Annotated in this window: 18 protein-coding genes; 3 read left to right on the forward strand and 15 right to left on the reverse strand. The window is 65.9% G+C overall.

Going from position 1 to position 20318, the window contains the following annotated elements; translation table 11 throughout:
* Positions 1-27: 27 nt before the first annotated feature.
* The 13 genes from ACSQ12_RS03090 to ACSQ12_RS03150 all read right to left on the reverse strand — a co-directional run bounded on the left by ACSQ12_RS03090 (position 28) and on the right by ACSQ12_RS03150 (position 12483).
* A complete protein-coding gene (locus ACSQ12_RS03090; RefSeq protein ID WP_209747542.1) occupies positions 28-651 on the reverse strand; it encodes a TetR/AcrR family transcriptional regulator in 624 nt (207 codons plus the stop codon).
* A 118-nt stretch (positions 652-769) separates the two neighbouring features.
* Positions 770-1495, reverse strand: coding sequence for a DsbA family oxidoreductase (locus ACSQ12_RS03095; RefSeq protein WP_436064281.1), 726 nt, complete (start codon positions 1493-1495; stop codon positions 770-772).
* 78 nt (positions 1496-1573) lie between these two features.
* Positions 1574-2131, reverse strand: a complete 558-nt coding sequence (locus ACSQ12_RS03100; RefSeq protein WP_436064282.1) for an N-acetyltransferase family protein — start codon at positions 2129-2131, stop codon at positions 1574-1576.
* Positions 2132-2159: 28 nt separating this feature from the next.
* Positions 2160-3029: a TolB family protein gene (locus tag ACSQ12_RS03105; RefSeq protein WP_436064283.1), complete on the reverse strand. Its 870-nt coding sequence runs from the start codon at positions 3027-3029 to the stop codon at positions 2160-2162.
* A 182-nt stretch (positions 3030-3211) separates the two neighbouring features.
* Entirely contained in the window at positions 3212-4213 is a 1002-nt protein-coding gene (locus ACSQ12_RS03110; protein WP_436064284.1) for a sugar phosphate isomerase/epimerase family protein, read from the reverse strand.
* A 1-nt stretch (position 4214) separates the two neighbouring features.
* Positions 4215-5411, reverse strand: a complete 1197-nt coding sequence (locus tag ACSQ12_RS03115; protein WP_436064285.1) for a Gfo/Idh/MocA family protein — start codon at positions 5409-5411, stop codon at positions 4215-4217.
* A gap of 10 nt (positions 5412-5421) precedes the next feature.
* A complete protein-coding gene (locus tag ACSQ12_RS03120) occupies positions 5422-6537 on the reverse strand; it encodes a Gfo/Idh/MocA family protein (protein WP_436064286.1) in 1116 nt (371 codons plus the stop codon).
* Positions 6534-7283 (reverse strand): sugar phosphate isomerase/epimerase family protein, encoded by a 750-nt coding sequence (locus tag ACSQ12_RS03125; protein ID WP_436064287.1) that lies wholly within the window; start codon positions 7281-7283, stop codon positions 6534-6536. Before ACSQ12_RS03125 ends, ACSQ12_RS03120 begins: the two co-directional genes overlap by 4 nt.
* 43 nt (positions 7284-7326) lie before the next feature.
* Complete coding sequence (locus ACSQ12_RS03130; RefSeq protein WP_209747526.1) at positions 7327-8220, reverse strand: carbohydrate ABC transporter permease; 894 nt, start codon at positions 8218-8220, stop codon at positions 7327-7329.
* Positions 8220-9179, reverse strand: a complete 960-nt coding sequence (locus ACSQ12_RS03135) for a carbohydrate ABC transporter permease (RefSeq protein ID WP_436064288.1) — start codon at positions 9177-9179, stop codon at positions 8220-8222. Before ACSQ12_RS03135 ends, ACSQ12_RS03130 begins: the two co-directional genes overlap by 1 nt.
* A gap of 12 nt (positions 9180-9191) precedes the next feature.
* The gene (locus ACSQ12_RS03140; protein WP_209747523.1) at positions 9192-10514 is read right to left on the reverse strand and encodes an ABC transporter substrate-binding protein; all 1323 of its coding nucleotides are present in this window, start codon (positions 10512-10514) and stop codon (positions 9192-9194) included.
* 107 nt (positions 10515-10621) lie between these two features.
* Positions 10622-11431 (reverse strand): hypothetical protein, encoded by an 810-nt coding sequence (locus tag ACSQ12_RS03145; RefSeq protein WP_436064289.1) that lies wholly within the window; start codon positions 11429-11431, stop codon positions 10622-10624.
* A complete protein-coding gene (locus tag ACSQ12_RS03150; protein ID WP_436064290.1) occupies positions 11428-12483 on the reverse strand; it encodes a Gfo/Idh/MocA family protein in 1056 nt (351 codons plus the stop codon). The genes ACSQ12_RS03145 and ACSQ12_RS03150 overlap by 4 nt, the downstream gene beginning before the upstream one ends.
* Positions 12484-12665: 182 nt before the next feature.
* Here ACSQ12_RS03150 and ACSQ12_RS03155 point away from each other — a divergent pair, with 182 nt between their 5' ends.
* Positions 12666-13898, forward strand: coding sequence for an ROK family protein (locus ACSQ12_RS03155; protein ID WP_436064291.1), 1233 nt, complete (start codon positions 12666-12668; stop codon positions 13896-13898).
* Positions 13899-13981: 83 nt separating this feature from the next.
* Positions 13982-15175 carry an MFS transporter gene (locus ACSQ12_RS03160; RefSeq protein ID WP_436064292.1) on the forward strand — a complete coding sequence of 398 codons (1194 nt, stop codon included), beginning with the start codon at positions 13982-13984 and terminating at the stop codon, positions 15173-15175.
* 220 nt (positions 15176-15395) lie between these two features.
* On the opposite strand, the gene aceB is transcribed toward ACSQ12_RS03160, so the two are convergent.
* Together aceB and aceA are read right to left on the reverse strand one after the other, a co-directional pair.
* Positions 15396-17060: a malate synthase A gene (gene aceB / locus ACSQ12_RS03165; protein ID WP_436064293.1), complete on the reverse strand. Its 1665-nt coding sequence runs from the start codon at positions 17058-17060 to the stop codon at positions 15396-15398.
* 254 nt (positions 17061-17314) lie between these two features.
* Positions 17315-18646, reverse strand: a complete 1332-nt coding sequence (gene aceA / locus ACSQ12_RS03170) for an isocitrate lyase (RefSeq protein ID WP_209747512.1) — start codon at positions 18644-18646, stop codon at positions 17315-17317.
* 180 nt (positions 18647-18826) lie between these two features.
* On the opposite strand from aceA, the gene ACSQ12_RS03175 reads away from it, so the two are divergent.
* Entirely contained in the window at positions 18827-20314 is a 1488-nt protein-coding gene (locus tag ACSQ12_RS03175) for a helix-turn-helix domain-containing protein (protein ID WP_436064294.1), read from the forward strand.
* Positions 20315-20318: the final 4 nt, after the last annotated feature.

The raw sequence follows: 20318 nt of genomic DNA on the forward strand, positions 1-20318 counted from the left end.
CCTGGTGGCTGGATCCGGATGGGCCGCCTACGGCTGGCTGAGCCTGACAGGACGGCCGTCGTCGTCAAACCGTGCGCCCGCGCCCAGCTGGATGAAACGGACGGTGCGGAGCACCGCTTCGGGCGTCCCGTCGCCGCGCGCGGCACTGGAGGACAGCGTGCCATGGATGAGCTGGGCCAATTGCGCAATGTCAGCCGGGGGCAGGTAGCCCTCTGCCATCGCATCGCGCAGGATGTCCTGCAGGAGGAGGCTCAGTTCGCCCACGTGGTCCGCGAGCTTGGAAAAGGACGACGGCGAGAGCACGGCGGCCATGGCCGGACCCGGCGGCAGGTGGCGGCGGCTGAGGTCCTCCACCTGCGCGCGGACGTAGAGCGCCAGGCGTTCCACCGGGTTCTCCAATGACTGCAGGGACTCCCGCAGACCGTCGAGGAAGCGCTCGGTTTCATCCAGCGCATAGGCGATCAGCAGCTCTTCGATGTCCGCGTAGTAGTTGTACACGGCGGTGCGGCCGATGCCGGCATGGCGGGCGACATCCGTCATGGTCAGCCCGGGCAGGCCGTGGGTGAAGAGGAGTTCGCCGAAGCCGGTCAGGATGCGGCGTTGGGTCTCGGCTCGTTGGGCAGCATTCGTGGCGGCCGAAATCCTAGGCATACAGACACTTTACAGTGATCTGTCAGCAAACCTATTCGAGTTTTTGTCCAGATAACGCGAGCCAGATGTGGGTTGGCCACATTATCTGGACAAAAACCCGGGGTTACTCAGGGGCGCGTCAGACCGAGCAGCCGTCCGGGCCGCACGCTCCCGCGGTGCCTTCGCTTCCTTCGCTGCCCGGGGCGCCGGTGCCGGCCATGACGAGGGGCTGTTTCTCCTGCCACGCCTGGTTGAGCGCCTGGCTGAACATCGCCGACGGCTGGGCGCCGGAGAGCCCGAACTTCCGGTCGATCACGAAGAACGGCACGCCGCTGATGCCGAGGGCGCGGCCTTCTTCGAAGTCGAACCGGACGTCCTCGGCGTACTTGTCCGTGGTGAAGAGCTCAGCCAGCTCCCCGGCGTCGATTCCCAGGTCCTGGCCCAGGGAGGTGAGATACTCCCGGCTGCCGATGTCCTTGCCGTGCTCAAAGTGGTCGCTGAGGAGGCGCTCCTTGGCGGCGTCCTGCTTGCCGTGCGCGCCGGCCAGGTGGATCAGCCGGTGTGCCGTGAAGCTGTTGGCGACCACCACGGTGTCGAACCGGTAGTTGAGGCCCTCGCCCCTGGCCTGCTCCGCCACATGTTCGAACATCTGTGAGACCTGCGCCGGGGCCATGCCCTTGCGGGTGCTGAGGTAGTCCAGTTCCGTGCCGTCGTAGTGCTCGGGCAGGCCGGGATCGAGCTGGTAGCTGCGCCACTGCACCTCCACGGAATCGCGGTGCGGGAATTCGGCCAGGGCTGCTTCGAAACGGCGCTTGCCGATGTAGCACCAGGGGCAGGCGACGTCGGACCAGATCTCAATCTTCATGCTGGCAACAACCCTGCTCCCGCCGGTTCCATTCCCCTTGCGGCATGTCATGTGGCTCACCCTGTGGCGGGCGGGGCCTCAACTGTCCGTTCGCGTTTCGGAGCGGGGGACTGCCCTCTCCATGACGAAGTCGTGTTCCACCGTGGTTCCCAGGGTGAACGACTTGGTGCCGACTTTCCGGAAACCTGACTTCTCGTAGAAGCGGATGGCTTTGGCGTTCTGACTGTTGACTCCCAGCCACATCCCGCGGGCTCCGGAAGCTGCGGCCACGTCCAGACTGGCGTGCATCAGCTCGGCTGCGGCACCCAGCCCGTGGTGGTCCGGGTGCACGTAGCATTTGCTCAGCTCGGCCGACGGCAGGATGGTCAGTGCGGCCGCAACGTCCCGGTCGGCGGCCGGGCGGTCCACGAGCATGCTGTAGCCGCGGAGGTCGCCGTCGGAATCGATTACGAGGACCGAAATGTCCGGGTCGGCCAGGTAGCCGTGGAACTTTGCCTCGCTGAGGGTGTTCGCCACGTGCGCGGCGATATCGTCCGGGGAGGATTCCGGCGGGCAGGCCAGCGGGAAGGTGACAGCGGCGAGCGCGGCCAGCTGCCCGGCGTCGTCCGCTGTCGCTTTGCGGATGGTGTGCGTCATGCCCAAAACTCTAGTTCCCCGGCCGCCGTCAGCTGACGGGGTACGCGACGTACGCGAAACGGGTGGAGTCCGGTGACCAGCTGTTGACGTTCAGAGTTCCCTGGCCTCCGAAGAGTGGCCACGCGTGCAGCGGTGCTGTCCAGTCTCCGGTGGAGACCAGCACGACGTCGACCGGCAGGTCGGCGGGATGGCCTTCTGTTCCGCCGGGGAAACGGATGTAGCTCGCCAGCTCTCCATCGGGGGAGAGGTGCGGGAACCAGTCGACGGTGGCGGACTCGAGGAGCCGTTCGAAGCCGCTTCCGTCAACGCGCACCCGGGCAAGCTGGGCATGGCCGGGACGCGACGTGAAGGACTCCGTGTTGAGGTACAGCCACTGTCCGTCCGGCGAATATTCCGGCCCGTCGCAGTGGCCGCCGCCAACGTCGACCCTGGAGGAAGCGCCGCCGTCGGACGGTATTGTCATGAGCCGGCCGGGCTGCGTAAAGTCGCCTGACTCGATGCCGACGTAGGCCAGCTCCTTACCGTCCGGGCTGACGCCGTGGAGGAAGTGGAAGGAGCCGTCGTCCTCGGTGAGGCGGGTGGCCCGGCCTCCGGAAAGAGCGGCACGATAGATGTGGCCGTCGTTGGCCGAGAGGAAGATGTTGTTTCCGTCCGGGGCAAGGACGTGATCGTTGTTGAGGTCCGGGATGCCGGTGAGCGGGACTTGGCTGAGTGTCCGGCTGCCCAGGTCGACCCGCCACAGTGCCCCGTCCCCGTTGAGGACCAGTGAACGGCCGTCGAGGGTCCAGTTGGGCGCTTCCAGGAGCACATCGTTGGATGTGAACACCAGCTCGCGCTCGCCGGTGACGGACGCAATCCAGACCTCGCAGCGCTGGCCGGGCCGGAAGGTTCGCAGCATGCTCAGAGCTCCGGCCAGGCTCGCGCCGTCGAACAGCGGACAAAACCGTTCTTGCCGTCAGTGCTGTTCAGTGGCTCGTGCATCTGTCGATTCCTTTGCTGTTCCTTGGAGTTTTTGTCCAGATAACGTCCCCAAAAGGCACTTTTGCTCGCGTTATCTGGACAAAAACTCCTCGGGGTGGGTCAGTCCTTGCTGCTGAAGGCGGCGTCGAAGGAGGTGTTCGACGGCGGGAAGTCGAATTTCTTGAGCGCGGCGAGGGCTTCGGGGGCGCCGTGGAGGCGGTCCATGCCGGCGTCTTCCCATTCGACGGAGATGGGGCCGTCATAGCCGATCGCGGTGAGGGCGCGGAAGGACGATTCCCAGGGCACATCGCCGCGGCCTGCGGAGACGAAGTCCCAGCCGCGGCGCGGGTCGCCCCAGGGCAGGTGGGAGCCCATGACGGTGTTCCGGCCGGTGGGGCGGAGCTTGGTGTCCTTGCAGTCCACGTGGTAGATCCGGTCCTTGAAGTCCCAGATGAAGGAGACGGGATCGATGCCCTGCCACATGAAGTGGGACGGATCCCAGTTCAGCCCGAACGCGGGCCGGTGGCCGATCGCTTCGAGGGTGCGGACGGTGGTCCAGTAGTCGTAGGCGATCTCGGAGGGGTGGACTTCGTGGGCGAAGCGGACGCCGCATTCGTCGAAGACGTCCAGGATGGGGTTCCACCTGTCCGCGAAGTCCTGGTAGCCGGCCTCGATGACCTTTTCGGGGACGGGCGGGAACATCGCGACGTACTGCCAGATGGAGGAGCCGGTGAATCCGACGACGGTGTCCACACCGAGGGCTTTGGCGAGCCGGGCGGTGTGTTTCATTTCTTCGGCGGCGCGGGTGCGGACGCCTTCGGGGTCGCCGTCGCCCCAGACCTTGGATCCGACGATCGCTTCGTGGCGGAAGTCGATGGGGTCATCGCAAACGGCTTGGCCCTTGAGGTGGTTGGAGATGGCCCAGACCTTCAGGTTGTACTTCTGAAGGACGGCGAGCTTGGACTCGACGTAGCCGGGTTCGTCCCAGCGCCAGGCGTCGAGGTGGTCCCCGGAGACGGCGATTTCGAGGCCGTCGTAGCCCCAGCCGGAGGCCAGCTTCGCGACTTCCTCGAAGGGGAGGTCGGCCCACTGGCCGGTGAACAGGGTGTACGGGCGGGGCATGTCAGGCTCCTTCGGTAACGGGGACAGGGGAAGTGGCGAGCTGGATGATGGAGGATTTGGCGTTGGCGGATTCTTCGATGGCGGCCAGCACGCGCTGGACGGCCAGTCCGTCCTCGAACGACGGCGACGGCGGGGTGCCGCCGTCGATTGCGGCCAGGAAGTCCCGGATCTCGTGCGTGAAGGTGTGTTCCCAGCCGATCACGTGGCCTTGCGGCCACCAGGCGGCCATGTACGGGTGCTCGGGTTCATTGACCAGGATGCGCCGGAACCCCTGCTCCCGGACGGGAACGGTGGCGTCGAGGAAGCCTAGTTCGTTGATGGCTTCAAGGTCGAAAAGCAGGGAGCCCTTGTCCCCGTAGATCTCCAGTTTGAGCGAGTTCTTTTGCCCGGTGGCCATGCGGGAGACCTCCACCGAGGCGATGGTCCCGGTGTCCAGGGTCAGCGTGGCCCAGGCGGCGTCGTCGACCGTTACCTCTTCCGGCCCGTCCGCTCCGGGGCGGTGGGAGACGAAGGTGTGCAGCCGGCCGGACACCTCGGTGACCGTGCCGCCGAGCAGGAACATGACCTGGTCGATCGCGTGGGAGGCGATGTCGCCCAGCGCCCCGGACCCGGCGGTTTCCTTGTTCAGCCGCCACGTCATGGGGGAGTCGGCGTCCACCAGCCAGTCCTGCAGGTAGGCGGCGCGGACGTGCCGGACCGTCCCGAGCCGGCCTTCGGTGATGAGTTCCTTCGCGAGGGCCAGGGCCGGGACCCGCCGGTAGTTGAAACCGATCATCGACTGCACGCCGCGATCCCGGGCGGACCGGGCAGCGTCCGCCATGGTTTCGGCTTCGGCGAGGGTGTTGGCCAGCGGCTTCTCGACCAGGACGTGCTTGCCGGCCTCGAGTGCCGCGATGGCAATCTCGGCATGCATCCAGCCCGGCGCGCAGATATCCACGATGTGGATGTCGTCCCGGTCAAGGACCGAACGCCAGTCCGTAGCGGACTCGGCCCAGCCGTACTTCTGCGCGGCCGCCGCGACCTGCCCGGCGTCCCGGCCCACGAGCACTTTTTGCTCGAAAGCCGGGACGTCGAAGTAGGAGGCCACGTTGCGCCAGGCGTTCGAGTGGGCCTTGCCCATGAACGCGTAGCCGATCATCGCGACACCCAGCGGCGGGTTGTCCGGGTTGGTGCCGTCCGTGCTTTCGGGGGAGTTCATTGCGTGATTCCTAGAGAGTGGAAGCGGTGGGGTTCCAGTCCTCGGGGAGGGCCGGGGACGCGGGCGCGGAGCTTTCGACGTTGACAAACGTGCCGGATTCCACGGATTCGGAAATCGAGACCATGGTGTCCAGCACGTGGTAGGCGAGGTTGCCGGTGGCGCGGTGCGGAACCCCGGCCCGGATGGACCGGGCCATGTCCAGCACACCCATGCCGCGGCCGTTGGACGGGCCGGTGGCGGGAATGACGGTCCACTCTTCATCCCCGGCGCGCCAGAGCCGCACGTCGCCGTCGAAATAGTTGGGGTCCGGGAGGGAGATGGTGGCTTCCGTGCCGGTGATCTCCACGAAGCCCATCCGCTGCCGCGGCGACTCGAAGGAGAAGACGCTGTGCGAGGACTGGCCGCCCTCGAACTGGGCCATCGCGGACACATGGGTGGGGACCTCGACCGTGAATTCCTCGCCCAGTTTGGGGCCGGAACCGATGACCCGGACTTCCTTGGACTTGGAACCGATCGCCGCCACCTTGCGGACGGACCCGAAGGTCTGGACCAGAGCGGTGAGGTAATACGGGCCCATGTCGAACAGGGGACCGGCGCCGTACTGGAAGAGGAACGCCGGGTTCGGGTGCCAGGACTCCGGGCCGGGGGTCTGGAATGTGGTCATGGCGGTCAGCGGGGTGCCGATGTCGCCGCGTTCGATGATCCGCCGGGCGGTCTGCAGCCCCGCGCCGAGGAACGTGTCCGGGGCGCAGCCGAGCCGCAGCCCCGCGGCGTCGGCGGCCTTGAGCAGCCCCAGCCCGGATTCGCGGTCCAGCGAGAACGGCTTCTCGGTCCAGACGTGCTTGCCGGCGTTGACGGCCGCGGTGGCTACCTCCACGTGCGCGGCCGGGATGGTCAGGTTGACGATGATTTCGACGTCGGGATGGTTCAGGGCCGCGTCCACCCCGCCGTACTCGGCGATCCCGTATTCCTTTGCCCGTGCGGCCGCGGCGTCCTCGAACAGGTCGGCGATGACATGGACCTTCAGGTCCGGGAACACCGTCAGGTTGTCCAGGTACTGCTTGCTGATGTTGCCGGCGCCGATGACGGCGACGCCCACCGGGCCTCTCTTCGTGGAGGTGCTCATGCCCGCGCTCCTTCGCTTGCCTCGGTGTTCAGGAACGCCAGGCTCTGGGCGATGCCGTCGAAGATGTCGCCGGAGTAGTCGTCAAACTCCACCACGCCCACTTCCAGGGACTTTGCCGCGCCGATGACATCCCACACGGCGATTTTGCCCTGGCCGGCGGGCTGCTGCGCCTTGGTGTCCGTGTTGAGGGGGCCGTCCTTGATGTGGATGAACTTCACCCGATCCCCGAGTTTTGTCAGGATGTCCACGGGGTCCTGGCCGCCGACGGCAACCCAGTAGGTGTCCACTTCCAGGACCAGTTCGGGGTCGAGGAGGTCGGCGAAGTATTCGAGCGCCGTGCGGCCCTCGATGCTGGACTCCAGTTCCCAGGCGTGGTTGTGGTATCCGACGCGGATGCCGTATTCGGCGCCCTTCTTCGCTGCCGCGTTGAGTTTCTCGGCGGTGGCCTGGATGTCCTCGGCCTTCTGCCAGTGCTCGGCCGGCAGGAACGGGTCGATGACGGTGCTGATGCCCAGTTCCTTGGCAGCGGCAAAGATCTCGTCCTGGTCCTGGCTGAGCAGGGGAGCGTGGCCGGACGGCGCGGTGAGGCCGTTCTCCTTCAGGGCGGCGCCGAGCTCCTTGGCCGTGGCCACAAAGTTGTAGGGCTCAACCTGGGTGAAGCCGATCTCAGCTACCTTCCGGATGGTGCCGGGCAGGTCCTCCTGGATGGCATTGCGCAGGGTATAGAGCTGGAGTGAGTAAGACATTTCGTTCCTTTGCGGTTGTTCTAAAAGAGGGCTGCGGCGCTGGTTAGCGGCCGGCGAGGGATCCGCCGATGCCGCCGACGCTGAAGTATTTGTTCAGGGTGGCGAAGACGATGACGGGCGGGAGCATCATGACCACGGCGAGGGCCATGACGGAGGTCCAGTCCGTGGCGTTTTGCTGGAAGAAGGACTGGACGCCCATGGGGAGGGTGAAGATCTCGTTGGAGCGCAGGAAGACGATGGCCACGAGGTAGTCGTTCCAGGCCAGCAGGAAGGCGAAGATCGCTGTGGAGAGGATTCCGGGGAGGCTGTTGCGGAGCACTACTTTGGTGAAGGATCCGAAGACGGAGCAGCCGTCGATCCAGGAGGCTTCCTCGAGGCTGATGGGGATGGAGTCGAAGTAGGCGGCCATCATCCAGGTGGCTACGGTCATGGTGGAGCCGACGTAGATGATGGTGATGCCCAGCAGGTTGTCTACCAGTCCCATGCCCGCGAAGAGGATGAACAGGGGGACCACTGAGGTAATGATGGGCAGGGACTGCATGACGAACAGCAGCAGGGAGTATCCGGAGACGGCCTTGCTGCGGCCGCGGGAGAGGACGTAGCCGGCGGGGGCGGCGACGGCCACGGAGACCAGCACGGTGGAGAGGGTGGTGATGAGGCTGTTCTGCAGCCAGGTGGCGGCGAGGGTTCCGGAGAACACGTTGGCGAGGTTTTCGAAGGTCAGGCCCGTGGCGGTGCTGGTCGGTCCGGGGGTGAAGGCGAGCACCACGGTGACCATGATGGGGACGAGGACGATTGCGGTGATGGCCAGGATCGCGACGAACCTCCACCATTGGCCGCGGTGGCCGGCTTCGGAGAGGACGCGTAGGTTTTTGGCCGGGCCGGCGACGCCGAGGACCGGGCCGGACTCGGGATGGGCGTGGACTGCTGCGCTCATTATTCGACGCTCGACTTTCGGATCTGGCGGTATAGGAGGACGGAGATGACCACCAGGGTCATGGTCATCAGGAAGGCGATGGCCACGCCGGGCCCGGTGGCGAAGTCCTGGAAGACCGTGCGGTAGGCAAGGACCACCAGGGAGGTGGTGGCGCTGACCGGCCCGCCGCCGGTGAGCAGGTAGATGGTGGGGAAGTCGTTGACGCAGAAGATGGTCATCAGGATCCAGCTGATGTAGGTGGAGCGGGCGATCAGCGGGAGGGTGATCTGGCTGAACTGCTGCCAGCGGGTGGCGCCGTCCATGCTGGCGGCTTCGTAGACGGTGGTGTCCACGGAGGCCAGGGCGGCGGAAATCATCATCATCATGAACGGGAAGCTGACCCAGACCTTGAAGACCATGACGGTGACGGCAGCGAGGTTCGGGTCGGCCAGGAACAGCGGCGTTCCCAGGCCGAGGTTCCGGAACAGGGACGGGATCAGGCTGTCCGGGGTGGCCACCAGCCAGTTCCACGCGGTGGAGGAGACCACGATCGGGACGACCCAGGGCAGGAGCAGCAGGACTTTGAAGGTCCCGCCCGCGGGGATCTTGGTGCGGAGCAGCAGGGCGAGTCCCAGGCCGACGAGCCACGAGCCGAACACGCCCACGATGGTGAACATCAGGGTGAACTGTGCCGCTTTCCAGAACGCGGGTGAGGACAGGACGGTGGCGAAGTTCTCCCCGCCCACGAAGTTGCCGGTCTGGATCAGGGAACCGTCGTGCGTGGCCTGCACACCGGCGTGAATGAGGGGATAGCCGTGGATCAGGAGGAGCAGGACAACTGAGGGCAGCAGGAGCCAGAAGAAAGTCCGGCTGGTCTGCGCGCTGAGCTTGCTCTTGCGGTTGGCGGGGCCCCCGGCCCCGCCGGGGGCAACTCCCCGGCGGGCCCGGCTGAGGCCGGATTGGGCTGTAGTCAGTGCCATGGAAAGGTCCGTTTACTTCTTCAGGACCGATTCGAGGCCGGACTGGAAGGTCTGCAGGGCAGTCTTGGCGTCCGCCTTGCCGGTCAGGATCGTCTGGCTGAACTGGTTCAGGGCCTGGCCGCCGTCCAGCGCCGCGAGGTTCGCGTTCAGGGTTTTACCCTGGGCAGCAAAGGTCTTGGCGATCGGCTGCCAGTCCTTGACGATCTTGACGTTGTTGGGGTCATTGGCAAATTCGGGCATTTCCGTAATCGACTTGAAGACCGGGAGGGCAGACATCAGCTTCTGGCGCCACAGTTCCTTGAGCTGGCCCAGGTAGTACACCAGGAACGCCTCGGATGCTTCCTGAGACGGGGTGTTGGTGTACATCATGATGTTGTTCGGGAAGACGATGGTGGCCTTGTCGCCGTGCGGTCCGGTGATGGGGTCCGCAACGAGCAAATCTCCGGACGTGTCGCCCACGCGCTGCGGGACGTTGACCTGGAACAGGCCGTACCCGGCCTTGCCGTCTTTCCACTGCGCGGACATGTTGTCCGTGGTGTAGCTGACGGCGGCCGGATCGACGATTCCGTTGGACACCAGCTCAAGGACGAATTCCATGGCTTCCACGTTGCGGTCGTTCATCAGGTCCAGTTCGCCGTCCTTGTTCCAGACGCCGCCGCCGTTGTTGACCATCATCATGATCATGGAGTGGTTGCCGTAGTTGTTGCCGGCACCCGCACCGGTGGTGAAGCCGAAGGCTCCGACCTTCTTCAGCGCCTTGCCGGCCTCCAGAAGGGACGGCCAGTCGGTGGGAAGTCCTACCCCCGCCTTCTCGAACAGCGACTTGCGGTACCAGAAGACGCGCATGTCCAGCTGCCACGGGACAGCGACATAGCCCTTGTCGGACTTGAAGGGGTCGAGGACGCCCGGAAGGAAGTCATCGAACTGGCCGTTCTCCTTCAGCTTGTCGATCACCTTGTCCGCGTACGCGATCTGGCCCTGCTGCTCGAACTGGAAGGCCTGGAAGCCGCCGCCGGTGGACACCGCGGGGCCGGTCTTCGACGCGATGGCCGAGGAGAACGTCTGGTAGAAGTTGTTCCACTGGATGATCTGGTAGCTGGCTTTGCTGCCGGATCCGGAGAACCCTTCTGCCAGCTTCTTGGCCGCGTCGTTGTAGGCAGGGGTGGCCCACGGCATGTCCCAGAACTTGATCGTACCGCCCGCGCCGCCACCGCCCTGCGAAGCGGAACCGCCGCCGCAGGCGGCCAGGAGGGGAGCGGAGGCCGCGGCGGCTGCGAAGCCCAGGAACCCCCGCCGGGAGAAGGCGGAAGAGGCGATGGAGGGTTTGGTAGACACGGTTGTTTCCTTTCAGGGCCCGGAGTGACTGAATGCCCGGGCCCTTCTCGACAATGAGTGGATACTGGCTTGAGGAACTGGAACTGCTGGTGGTTCGGTGGGGCTGTCTAGCTGGTGAGTTGGCTGAGGAGTGACATAACGGCGGTGAACTTCGCCAGGTCGTGGGCAGGAGTCCCGGAAGAGATATGCGAGTGGACCCGCGACCAGCTGGTCCGGTGGGACGATTCGTACAACGTGGGGAGCGTCGTCGCTCCTTCTGTGGTTACCGCACGGACTTCGGCCGGCCAGGCTGCTGCGGGGTCGGGCAGTACGACGTCGGCACGGCCGGTTGACGTCAGAATCGTGAGGCTTGCGGTGCCCGGCAGCGCCGAGGTGAGGATGCCCTGCAGGGCGACGGGAACGCCGTCCGCGATGACGCCTGAAACCGTGTAGCCGTTGCCGTTGCGCTGGACCATCCGCACGTTGCGGACCTCGATCCCGCACTGCACCAGGACGGCCAACTGATCCGTCAGCAGGTGCAGCGGATCCGTGCCCGGAGCGGCGATGGCCACCGAGTCCAGCAGGACGGCGTCCTCAAGGGCCGCGGCGATGGCGCCATGCACGTTTTCACTCGTGGAGTCGACGGCCAAATTTCCGGCCCACTGGAGGTCAAGCACCACCACTGCGCCGACGTCGTCTGCGACGGCGGTGAGCCGGGCAGGGTCTTCGGCCACCGGCGCGGACACCACAACGCCTTTGGCTCCGTTGCGGATCGCCGCGGATGCCCGGTCGGTCCAGCCGGCATGGCCGGCGATGGCGGTGACATCCGGCGCGGACACAGCGGAACCAAAGGAGAGGGGAAGGGAAGCAACGACGGCGGACACTGCACCTGCAGCCTCGGCCTGCGGATCCGCGTACACGGACAACTGCGTGGTCATGCGTTGACCCCCTGGCCTGCGGCCGCTTCGGCGATCGCCAGCGCGAACTCAAGGTCATGGATCAGCGTTTCGGCCGACGGCGGCTGGCCTGCGCCGGCGGCCAGCTCGGCCAGTTCGCGCCACTCGCCCTCGTAGCCGTTATGGCCGAAAGGGCCCAGGACGGTGGTACGCCGGGCCGTCCGGATCCGGGCGGTTGCCGAACCGGCGTGGACGTAGGACGGCGTGAAGTCGATTTCCAGGGCGGCGTCGTCGCCGATGGCCTCAAATTTCCAGCACGGTTCCCAGGTCCCGTTCATCGCGGCGCGGAGTTCGATGGTGACGTTTCCTGCCCGGAGGGAGATGACGTAACCGAAAGGTCGGACGATTTGAGCATGCAGGACCTCCACTGCCGCGAAGTCCGGGGTGAAGCGGCGGACCAGCGGAAGGTCGTGGATGGCCAGGCCCATCACCCCGCCCGTGAGCATGGCCATGATGACCTTCGGGTCGGTCGGGTCACTGGACGGTAGGGGAACGCGGCCCACGATCTCGGTGGCGAAGTCCTCGAAGCGCGGGTTCGGCGGAAGGATGATGGAGGACCGGACGGTGTGCACCTGCTCCGGAAGGTTGCCCCAGGCTTCCTCCGCCGCGAGCCATCCCGGATCGAAGGTGTGCATGGCGCCCACGATGATGGGCACGCCGGTTTCGGCTGACACAGCGGAGATTGCGGCGGCCTCCTCGCCGTTCATGGCGAACGGCTTTTCGCACAGCACAGCCTTCTTTCCGGCACGGCAGGCCGCGATGACCTGGGCTGCGTGGAACTGGTGCGGGCTGCAGATGGCCACAATATCCACTGCCGGGTCCGCGAGGAGCTCTTCCGTACTGGTGCTGAACTTCGCGCCAACCCTGCCGGCCACGGCTTCCGCCACGGCCGGGTCGACGTCCATGATGTGGCGGACTTCGAGAATATTGCCCAACCGTGCCAGGGACGGCAGGTGGATTGCCTGGGTAACAGGCCCCGCGCCCAGAATGCCGACGCCGAGGAGGGCCGGTGATGCCTGTGCTTGGCTCGACACGTTGCTTACCTCTTTGTAGTAGCTGGAGCGTTTGCAGTATCTGAAATTTCTCGGCGTCTCAGTGACACCGCTCACACATCAAGCTAGAACTACTTTTGTCGATCGTCAAGCAAAAGTTGAAGACTTATCGACAATCTTTCGATGGCGTGACATGCATAAGAGCTTCGTGCTATCACTGACTCATGAGTCCAACGTCTGGAAAAGAGCCCGGAACCGAGCCCGGAACCGACACTGCTGCCGACGGTGCCGGGAGCCTTTCCCGGGCCGGCGACCTCTTCCAGCTCCTCCGCGACGGGAAGGCCCGCACCCGGGCCGAACTGGCCCTGACCACAGGCCTGGCGCGGTCCACGGTGGCCGCCCGCATAGACGCGCTCATCTCCTCCGGACTGGTGGGCCCGGCCGGTGAGGCCAGTTCCAGCGGCGGCAGGCCGCCGTCGCGCTTTGCCTTCAACCCGGCCGCCCGCGCAGTCCTGGCAGTCGACGTCGGCGCCACGCACGTGATCGTTGCCGTCACCGACCTGGGCGGCAAGGTCCTCGCCGAGCAGCGCCTCGTCCAGGACGTTGCCGACGGTCCGGAAGCGGTCCTGGGCCGTGTGGTCGAAGAGGGCAAAACACTCCTCGGTGAGGCAGGCCGGACTGCCGCGGACCTCGCCGGCATCGGCATCGGACTGCCCGGGCCGGTGGAGCATGCCACCGGCATGCCGGTGAAGCCGCCGATCATGCCCGGCTGGGACGGGTTCGACGTGGTGCGTTACGTCCGGCGCTCGCTGCCGGTTCCCGTGCTGGTGGACAACGACGTCAACATCATGGCGCTCGGCGAACGCACGGCGTACTGGCCCGAGCACGACAACTTCCTTTTCATCAAGGTGGCCACCGGCATCGGCGCAGGCATCATCAGCAGCGGCGAACTCCAGCGCGGCGCCAACGGAACGGCCGGGGACCTTGGCCACGTGCGGGTCCCGCGCGGCGACGAAGTCCTTTGCCGCTGCGGCAACTACGGCTGCCTCGAGGCACTGGCTTCGGGCCCCGCCGTCGCCCGCGAACTGGCCCGCCACGGGCTTCCGGCGGAGAAGGGAAGCGATGTGCTGCGCCTCGTCGCCGAGGGGAATCTGCAGGCGATCCAGGCGCTCCGCCAGGCCGGCCGTGACGTCGGGGATGTGCTGGCCACGGTGGTCAACCTGCTGAATCCGTCGGTGATCGTGATCGGCGGCAGCCTCGGCCAGGCGGGCGAGCACCTGATGGCGGGAGTGCGCGAAGTGGTTTACCGGCGGTCGCTGCCGCTGGCTACGTCACATCTTCGGATAGCCCTTTCGATGGCCGGGGACCAGGCCGCCATCCTTGGCGCCAGCCAGATGGTCACGCAACATGTGCTGTCTCCTGCCGTGATAGAAGCCACCCTGCAGGCAACGGGGTAACGTCCGTTATGTTGCCGCGGGCATGATAGCAATGACTTGATGACACGGATTTCCAGCTCCCGCACCAAGCCGCAGCCCGCCTCATGACGGCGAACATCCTCGCCAGGATTCCGCGCGGCTGGATCCTGCTGGCGAGCATCGGACTCATCGCGCTGAACATGCGCGGCCCGTTCGTGGCGGTGGCCCCGGTAGTGGGGCCGATGCAGCAGGACCTCGGGTTCTCCCCTGTGGAACTGGGGCTGCTGACCGGTATCCCGGTGCTGTGCTTTTCGCTGGCGGCTCCGCTCGCGTCGTTTGCAGGCCGAAAATTCGGGGCGGAATTTGCCATCATGCTTACGCTTCTGGGCGTGCTGGCCGGCGTGATTGTCCGCTCGGCCGGAAACGGCGGCCTGGTGCTGTTCGGCACCGCGATCATCGGCGTGGCCATCACCATCGGCAACATCGCCGTGCCGCTGATCATCCGGCGGGACTTTTCGCCGCAGCGGCAGGGGACCGCCATGGGTATTTACACCGCGGCCCTTAACATCGGGTCCTTCCTCACTTCGGTGGTCACCGCGCCCCTGGCCGAGGTGGCCGGCTGGCGGCTCGCGCTTGCGGCCAGCGGGGTCTTCGCCGTGGCTGCCACAGTCTTCTGGGTCATGGCAGTGGGCCGGCATGCCTTCGTTCCCTCCCCCGTCGAAGAGTCCGATCCCCGCCCCTCCGGGGTTCGGCCGGCGTCCCGCTGGATCACGGCCGGGCTGACCGCGGGCTTTGCCGGGCAGGCTTTCTCCTACTACGGCGTCACCGCGTGGCTGCCCACCTTCCTGATCGACGAACTGGGCATGGCGCCCTCCGCTGCCGGCGCCGGGTCCTCGCTCTTCCAGATCCTCGCCATTGTGGGCGGCCTCGGGGTGCCGATGGTGGCCAGGTTTGCCAGTACGACGGCGGTGGCGGTCACCCTGGGCCTGCTGTGGCTGACCGTTCCCCTTGGCCTGCTGCTGGCCCCGGAACTGTGGTGGCTCTGGTCCTCCGTGGGCGGCGCGGCGCAGGGCGGCGGCATCACGGTCATCTTCATTGCCATCATCAAGCTGGCCCGCGACCAGGCATCGGCGGGCCGGATGTCCGCCGTCGTCCAGGGCGTGGGCTACTCGGTAGGCGCGGTGGCCCCGACACTCCTGGGCTACGTCCACGGGCTGTCCGGGTCCTGGACCAACCCGCTGCTGCTGATCCTCGCTTCGGTGGCGGCGTTCTTCCTGGGCACGACGCTTTCCGTGCGGAAGGTGCCGAAGACCCGCTGACGCGTCCCGCCGTCGTCGTACTTTCACGCACAAAAAAGCGCGGACTGGCAGCTAACGCCCTCAACCTTGGGGCAAAGTCATTAGCTGCCAGTTCGCGCTCGATGGTTCTTCCGTTGCCGGGCCGCCGCCCCGGATTTCGGGGTGCCTGTTGCGGAGGGCGTGGCAGCCCGGCGAACGGAAATCTTCCCGGATACCGGAGGTAAGGCTCGACTACCGCGGGTCAGGCGGCGACGAGCTCCGCATCCTCGACCGGTTCCTCGGAACGGTCCCGGGCCTCGTGCAGGAAGCGGGCGTAGGCCGGCAGCGTCAGGAACGTGGGGAATGCCTCGGCCAGGGTGACTTCCTCGAAGATGTCCCGTGCGTCGGCAAAGCGGTCGCCTTCGAAGCGTTCCAGCCGGGCGAATTCCTCGTCCAGGAGGTCCTCCACCCACTCGCGGGTAATGATTTCGCCGTGGTCGGTGATGGCGCGGGAGAAGATCCACTGCCACAGCTGCGAACGGGAGATTTCCGCGGTGGCGGCATCCTCCATCAGGTTGTGGATGGCCACGGCACCGTTGCCGCGCAGCCAGGATTCGATGTAGCGGATGCCCACCTCGATGTTGTTCCGGATGCCCTGCTCGGTGATGGTGCCCTTTGTGGAGGCAATGTCCAGCAGCGCGCGGTCGTCCGGGATGACGTCTTCGCGGAGGCGGTCCAGCTGGTTGGGCTTTTCGCCGAGAACGGCGTCGAACACTTCGCGGCAGACGGGCACCAGGTCCGGGTGCGCCACCCAGGAGCCGTCAAAGCCGTCGTTGGCCTCGCGGGTCTTGTCCGCGCGGACCTTTTCGAAGGCGATGGCGTTGGCTTCCTCGTCCTTGCGGTTGGGAACGGCCGCGGCCATGCCGCCGATCGCCATGGCGCCGCGCTTGTGGCAGGCGCGGACCAGCTGCTCCGTGTAGGCGCGCATGAAGGGGGCCGTCATGGTCACCTGCACCCGGTCGGGCAGGACAAAGCGGGGGCCGCGGGTGCGGAAGTTCTTGATCATGGAGAAGATGTAGTCCCAGCGGCCGGCGTTCAGGCCCGCCGCGTGGTCGCGCAGCTCGTAGAGGATCTCTTCCATTTCGAAGGAGGCCGTGATGGTCTCGATCAGCACGGTGGCGCGGATGGTGCCCTGCGGGATGCCCAGCAGGTCCTGGGCGAGGATGAAGATGTCGTTCCACAGGCGTGCTTCGAGGTGGTTCTCGATCTTCGGCAGGTAGAAGTACGGGCCTTTGCCCTGGGCCAGCAGGCGGCGGGCATTGTGGAAGAAGTACAGGCCGAAGTCCACGATGCCGCCGGCGATCGGTTCGCCGTCGATGAGCATGTGCTTTTCCGGCAGGTGCCAGCCGCGGGGGCGGACCACGATGGTGGGCAGTTCGCCGGCCGGGCGGAGCTTGTAGTCCTTGCCCTCGGGGGAGGTGAAGTCGATCCGGCGTTCCAGTGCGTCCGTCAGGTTGAGCTGGCCCTGGATGACGTTGCGCCACGACGGCGTGGAGGAGTCTTCCATGTCCGCCAGCCACACCTTGGCGCCGGAGTTCAGTGCGTTGATGGTCATCTTCTTGTCCACCGGGCCGGTGATTTCGACACGGCGGTCCTCCAGTCCCGGAGCGGGCGGAGCAACGCGCCAGTTCGGATCATTGCGCACGGACTCGGTCTCGCGGAGGAACCGCGGATCCTGGCCCTTGGCGATCTCGGCCCGACGGTTGCGGCGGCCCTGGAGCAGCTCCTGTCGCCGTTCCGTGGTGGCCCGGTGCAGCCTGGCCACAAACGCCAAAGCATCCGGAGTAAGAACCTCGCCCTGCCGGCAAATAGGCTGCGCGGTCAAAGTGATCCCGTTGATGGTGAAGTTGTCAGTGAAGCTGTTCATTTCTGTCTCCTTAAAGACGAAAAGGGAGTTCGACGGCGGTGTACGGGTTGGGGTCGAAAAAGGCAATCCTCCGCGTGCTATTCCCCGACCCCGCCCGGGCCTCGCAGAGCTCGGCCGGGCGGGGTCAGGGCCCCTTTTACGCACGCTTCCGGATCACCTTTTTCGACCCCTGGTGGCATGGGCGCCAGGGGTGCCGGCCGCCGTCGTGCCTTCCGGTGAGCGTCATGATCAGCTCACCTTGGGCGGTGAAATGGTTAGTGGAACTGGCCCTCTTCGGTCGATCCGACCAGGGCGAGGGTGGATGCGTTCGGGTTGAGCGCAGTGGCGATGTCGTCGAAGTAGCCGGTGCCGACTTCGCGCTGGTGCTTGGTCGCGGTGTAGCCGCGGGACTCGGAGGCGAATTCTTTTTCCTGCAGCTCGACGTAGGCGCTCATGCCTTCACGGGCGTAGCCGTGGGCAAGATCGAACATCGAGTAGTTCAGGGCGTGGAATCCGGCCAGTGTGATGAACTGGAACGTGAAGCCCATGGCGCCAAGTTCACGCTGGAACTTGGCGATGGTGGCGTCGTCCAGGTGCTTGCGCCAGTTGAACGACGGCGAGCAGTTGTAGGAGAGCATCTGGTCCGGGAACTCGGCCTTGACGGCTTCGGCGAACTTGCGGGCAAGTTCGAGGTCCGGGGTGCCCGTCTCCATCCAGATGAGGTCGGAGTACGGGGCATAGGCCTTGGCGCGGGCGATGCAGGGTTCGATGCCGTTGCGGACCTTGTAGAAGCCTTCCGGGGTGCGGACCGGCTGTCCGCCTTCGCGGAGGATGAATTCCTGGTCGCGCTCGTCGACGTCGGAGGTGATCAGGGTTGCTGCCTCAGCGTCGGTGCGGGCGATGACCACGGACGGCGTGCCGGCGACGTCGGCGGCCAGGCGGGCCGCGTTCAGGGTGCGGACGTGCTGCTGGGTGGGGATGAGCACCTTGCCGCCGAGGTGGCCGCACTTCTTCTCGGAAGCGAGCTGGTCCTCCCAGTGAACGCCTGAGGCGCCGGCCTGGATCATGGATTTCATGAGTTCGTAGGCGTTCAGCGGGCCGCCGAAGCCGGCCTCGGCGTCAGCGACGATCGGCACCATCCAGTCCTCGACGGTCTGGATGCCTTCGGAGAACTCGATCTGATCGGCGCGGAGGAGGGCGTTGTTGATGCGGCGGACCACCGTGGGAACGGAGTTGGCCGGGTACAGCGACTGGTCCGGGTACGTGTGGCCGGAGTTGTTGGCGTCCGCGGCAACCTGCCAGCCGGAGAGGTAGATGGCGCGGAGCCCGGCCTTGACCTGCTGCACGGCCTGGTTGCCGGTGAGGGCGCCGAGGGCGTTGGTGTAGCCGCCGGTCTTGTGCTCTTCGGTCAGCTGCTTCCACAGCTTTTCGGAACCGCGGCGGGCCAGGGTGTGCTCTTCGGAGACGCGGCCGCGGAGTCGGACGACGTCCGTTGCCTTGTAGTCACGGGTCACACCTTCCCAGCGGGGGTTGGCGGCCCACTCGAGCTCCAGTGCTGCGGCCTGCTGCTCGGGCGTCTGCTGGGTGGGCTCAAATGCTGCAGTCATCGTTGTCTCCTTGTTTGTGCTCCGGGTGTCCTGGCCGGCCCCGCCCTGCGCCTTTGCAGTGGGGGACCGGCTGGACCGGTGCGGTGTTTCTTTCCGTGAGATCTACTTTTCTGCACTTTCAAGAGGGTTACTAGATGAAATCCATGGAAAGAAATGCGTTTCTTCGCGTATGCTCAATAAATGTCGCCTACGAGCTGGAACCGCAAAGCCGCCACCCCGCCGTCGTCCCCTGCCACCCCCGAACTGGACGTCATCAGCCTGGGCCGCCGCGTCCGCCACCTGCGCAAAGCGGCGGCCATGACACTCGATGACCTCAGTGCCGCCGTCGGGACCGCACCGAGCCAGCTGAGCCTGATCGAGAACGGGAAGCGGGAGCCCAAACTGGGGCTGCTGCAGCAACTGGCAGCCGCGCTGAATGTCAGCATCGACCAGCTGCTCGGGGCAGAGCCGCCCAACCGGCGGGCGGCCCTGGAGATCGAGCTGGAGCGTTACCAGCGCAGCCCCCTCTACGAGTCCCTGAACCTGCCCAAAATCCGCATCAGCTCGCGGCTTCCCCTGGATGTTCTGGAGTCAATGGTGGGCCTGCAGCATGAGCTGGAGCGCAGGCTTAACGAACAGGTGGCGACGCCGGAGGAGGCCCGCCGCGCCAACGCAGAGCTGCGGGCCATGATGCGCGAACGCAACAACTACTTCCCTGAATATGAGGCGGAGGCGCAGAAGGTCCTGGCATCGGTGGGGCACAAGAACGGCCCGCTGTCCCATCACGTCATTGCCGACATCGCCGGGCACCTCGGTTTCAGCCTCCACCATGTGGGCGATCTGCCGCATTCCACCCGCTCCGTGACGGATCTTAAGAACCGCCGAATTTACCTCACGCAAAACCAGCGCTCGGATCATGACCCCCGTTCGGTGCTGCTGCAGGCACTGGGCCACTATGTCCTCGGCCATCAGACGCCGTCGAACTACGGGGACTTCCTGATGCAGCGCGTGGCCACGAACTACTTCGCCGCCGCGCTGATGCTGCCCGAGCAGGCCACCGTGGAGTTCCTGCAGAAAGCCAAGCAGGCCAAGGAAATCGCCGTGGAGGACATCCGCGACGCCTTTGCGGTGTCCTACGAGACCGCTGCGCACCGGTTCACCAACCTGGCCACGCAGCACCTGGACATCCGCACGCACTTCCAGAAGACGCACAAGAGCGGCATCATCTACAAGGCGTACGAGAACGACGGCGTGACGTTCCCGCAGGATCATACCGGCGCCATTGAGGGCCAGCCGTCGTGCAAGAACTGGACGTCGCGGGTGGTGTTCGATGTGCCGGACAAGTTCAGCGCGTACAACCAGTACACGGATACACCGGCGGGAACCTACTGGTGCACGGCACGGACCGAACGCTCGGCCAACGGCGAATTTTCACTCTCCGTAGGCGTCCCCTACGCGCAGGTGAAGTGGTTCCGCGGCCGGGATACGACGGAACGGTCCAAGTCCACCTGCCCGGACGAGAATTGCTGCCGCCGCCCGCCGGTGTCGCTGACGTCCGAGTGGGCGGGCAACGCCTGGCCGTCGGCGCGGGCGCACTCGCACCTGCTCGCCGCGATGCCGCCGGGCGCCTTCCCCGGCGTGGACGAGACCGAGGTCTACTCGTTCCTGCAGGCGCACTCGGGGAGCTGAACGC

Source organism: Arthrobacter sp. LjRoot14 (assembly GCF_964253905.1).
In the GTDB taxonomy this organism is placed as follows: Bacteria; Actinomycetota; Actinomycetes; order Actinomycetales; family Micrococcaceae; genus Arthrobacter.

What these genes read in the sequence shown, in the direction of transcription:
- ACSQ12_RS03110 (WP_436064284.1), bottom strand. Translation starts at nt 4,213, where the DNA reads ATGCCCCGCCCGTACACCCTGTTCACCGGCCAGTGGGCCGACCTCCCC.
- ACSQ12_RS03175 (WP_436064294.1), top strand. Translation starts at nt 18,827, where the DNA reads ATGTCGCCTACGAGCTGGAACCGCAAAGCCGCCACCCCGCCGTCGTCC.
- ACSQ12_RS03100 (WP_436064282.1), bottom strand. Translation starts at nt 2,131, where the DNA reads ATGACGCACACCATCCGCAAAGCGACAGCGGACGACGCCGGGCAGCTG.
- ACSQ12_RS03155 (WP_436064291.1), top strand. Translation starts at nt 12,666, where the DNA reads ATGAGTCCAACGTCTGGAAAAGAGCCCGGAACCGAGCCCGGAACCGAC.
- ACSQ12_RS03160 (WP_436064292.1), top strand. Translation starts at nt 13,982, where the DNA reads ATGACGGCGAACATCCTCGCCAGGATTCCGCGCGGCTGGATCCTGCTG.
- ACSQ12_RS03095 (WP_436064281.1), bottom strand. Translation starts at nt 1,495, where the DNA reads ATGAAGATTGAGATCTGGTCCGACGTCGCCTGCCCCTGGTGCTACATC.
- ACSQ12_RS03145 (WP_436064289.1), bottom strand. Translation starts at nt 11,431, where the DNA reads ATGACCACGCAGTTGTCCGTGTACGCGGATCCGCAGGCCGAGGCTGCA.
- aceA (WP_209747512.1), bottom strand. Translation starts at nt 18,646, where the DNA reads ATGACTGCAGCATTTGAGCCCACCCAGCAGACGCCCGAGCAGCAGGCC.
- ACSQ12_RS03135 (WP_436064288.1), bottom strand. Translation starts at nt 9,179, where the DNA reads ATGGCACTGACTACAGCCCAATCCGGCCTCAGCCGGGCCCGCCGGGGA.
- aceB (WP_436064293.1), bottom strand. Translation starts at nt 17,060, where the DNA reads ATGAACAGCTTCACTGACAACTTCACCATCAACGGGATCACTTTGACC.
- ACSQ12_RS03115 (WP_436064285.1), bottom strand. Translation starts at nt 5,411, where the DNA reads ATGAACTCCCCCGAAAGCACGGACGGCACCAACCCGGACAACCCGCCG.
- ACSQ12_RS03090 (WP_209747542.1), bottom strand. Translation starts at nt 651, where the DNA reads ATGCCTAGGATTTCGGCCGCCACGAATGCTGCCCAACGAGCCGAGACC.
- ACSQ12_RS03125 (WP_436064287.1), bottom strand. Translation starts at nt 7,283, where the DNA reads ATGTCTTACTCACTCCAGCTCTATACCCTGCGCAATGCCATCCAGGAG.
- ACSQ12_RS03105 (WP_436064283.1), bottom strand. Translation starts at nt 3,029, where the DNA reads ATGCTGCGAACCTTCCGGCCCGGCCAGCGCTGCGAGGTCTGGATTGCG.
- ACSQ12_RS03120 (WP_436064286.1), bottom strand. Translation starts at nt 6,537, where the DNA reads ATGAGCACCTCCACGAAGAGAGGCCCGGTGGGCGTCGCCGTCATCGGC.
- ACSQ12_RS03130 (WP_209747526.1), bottom strand. Translation starts at nt 8,220, where the DNA reads ATGAGCGCAGCAGTCCACGCCCATCCCGAGTCCGGCCCGGTCCTCGGC.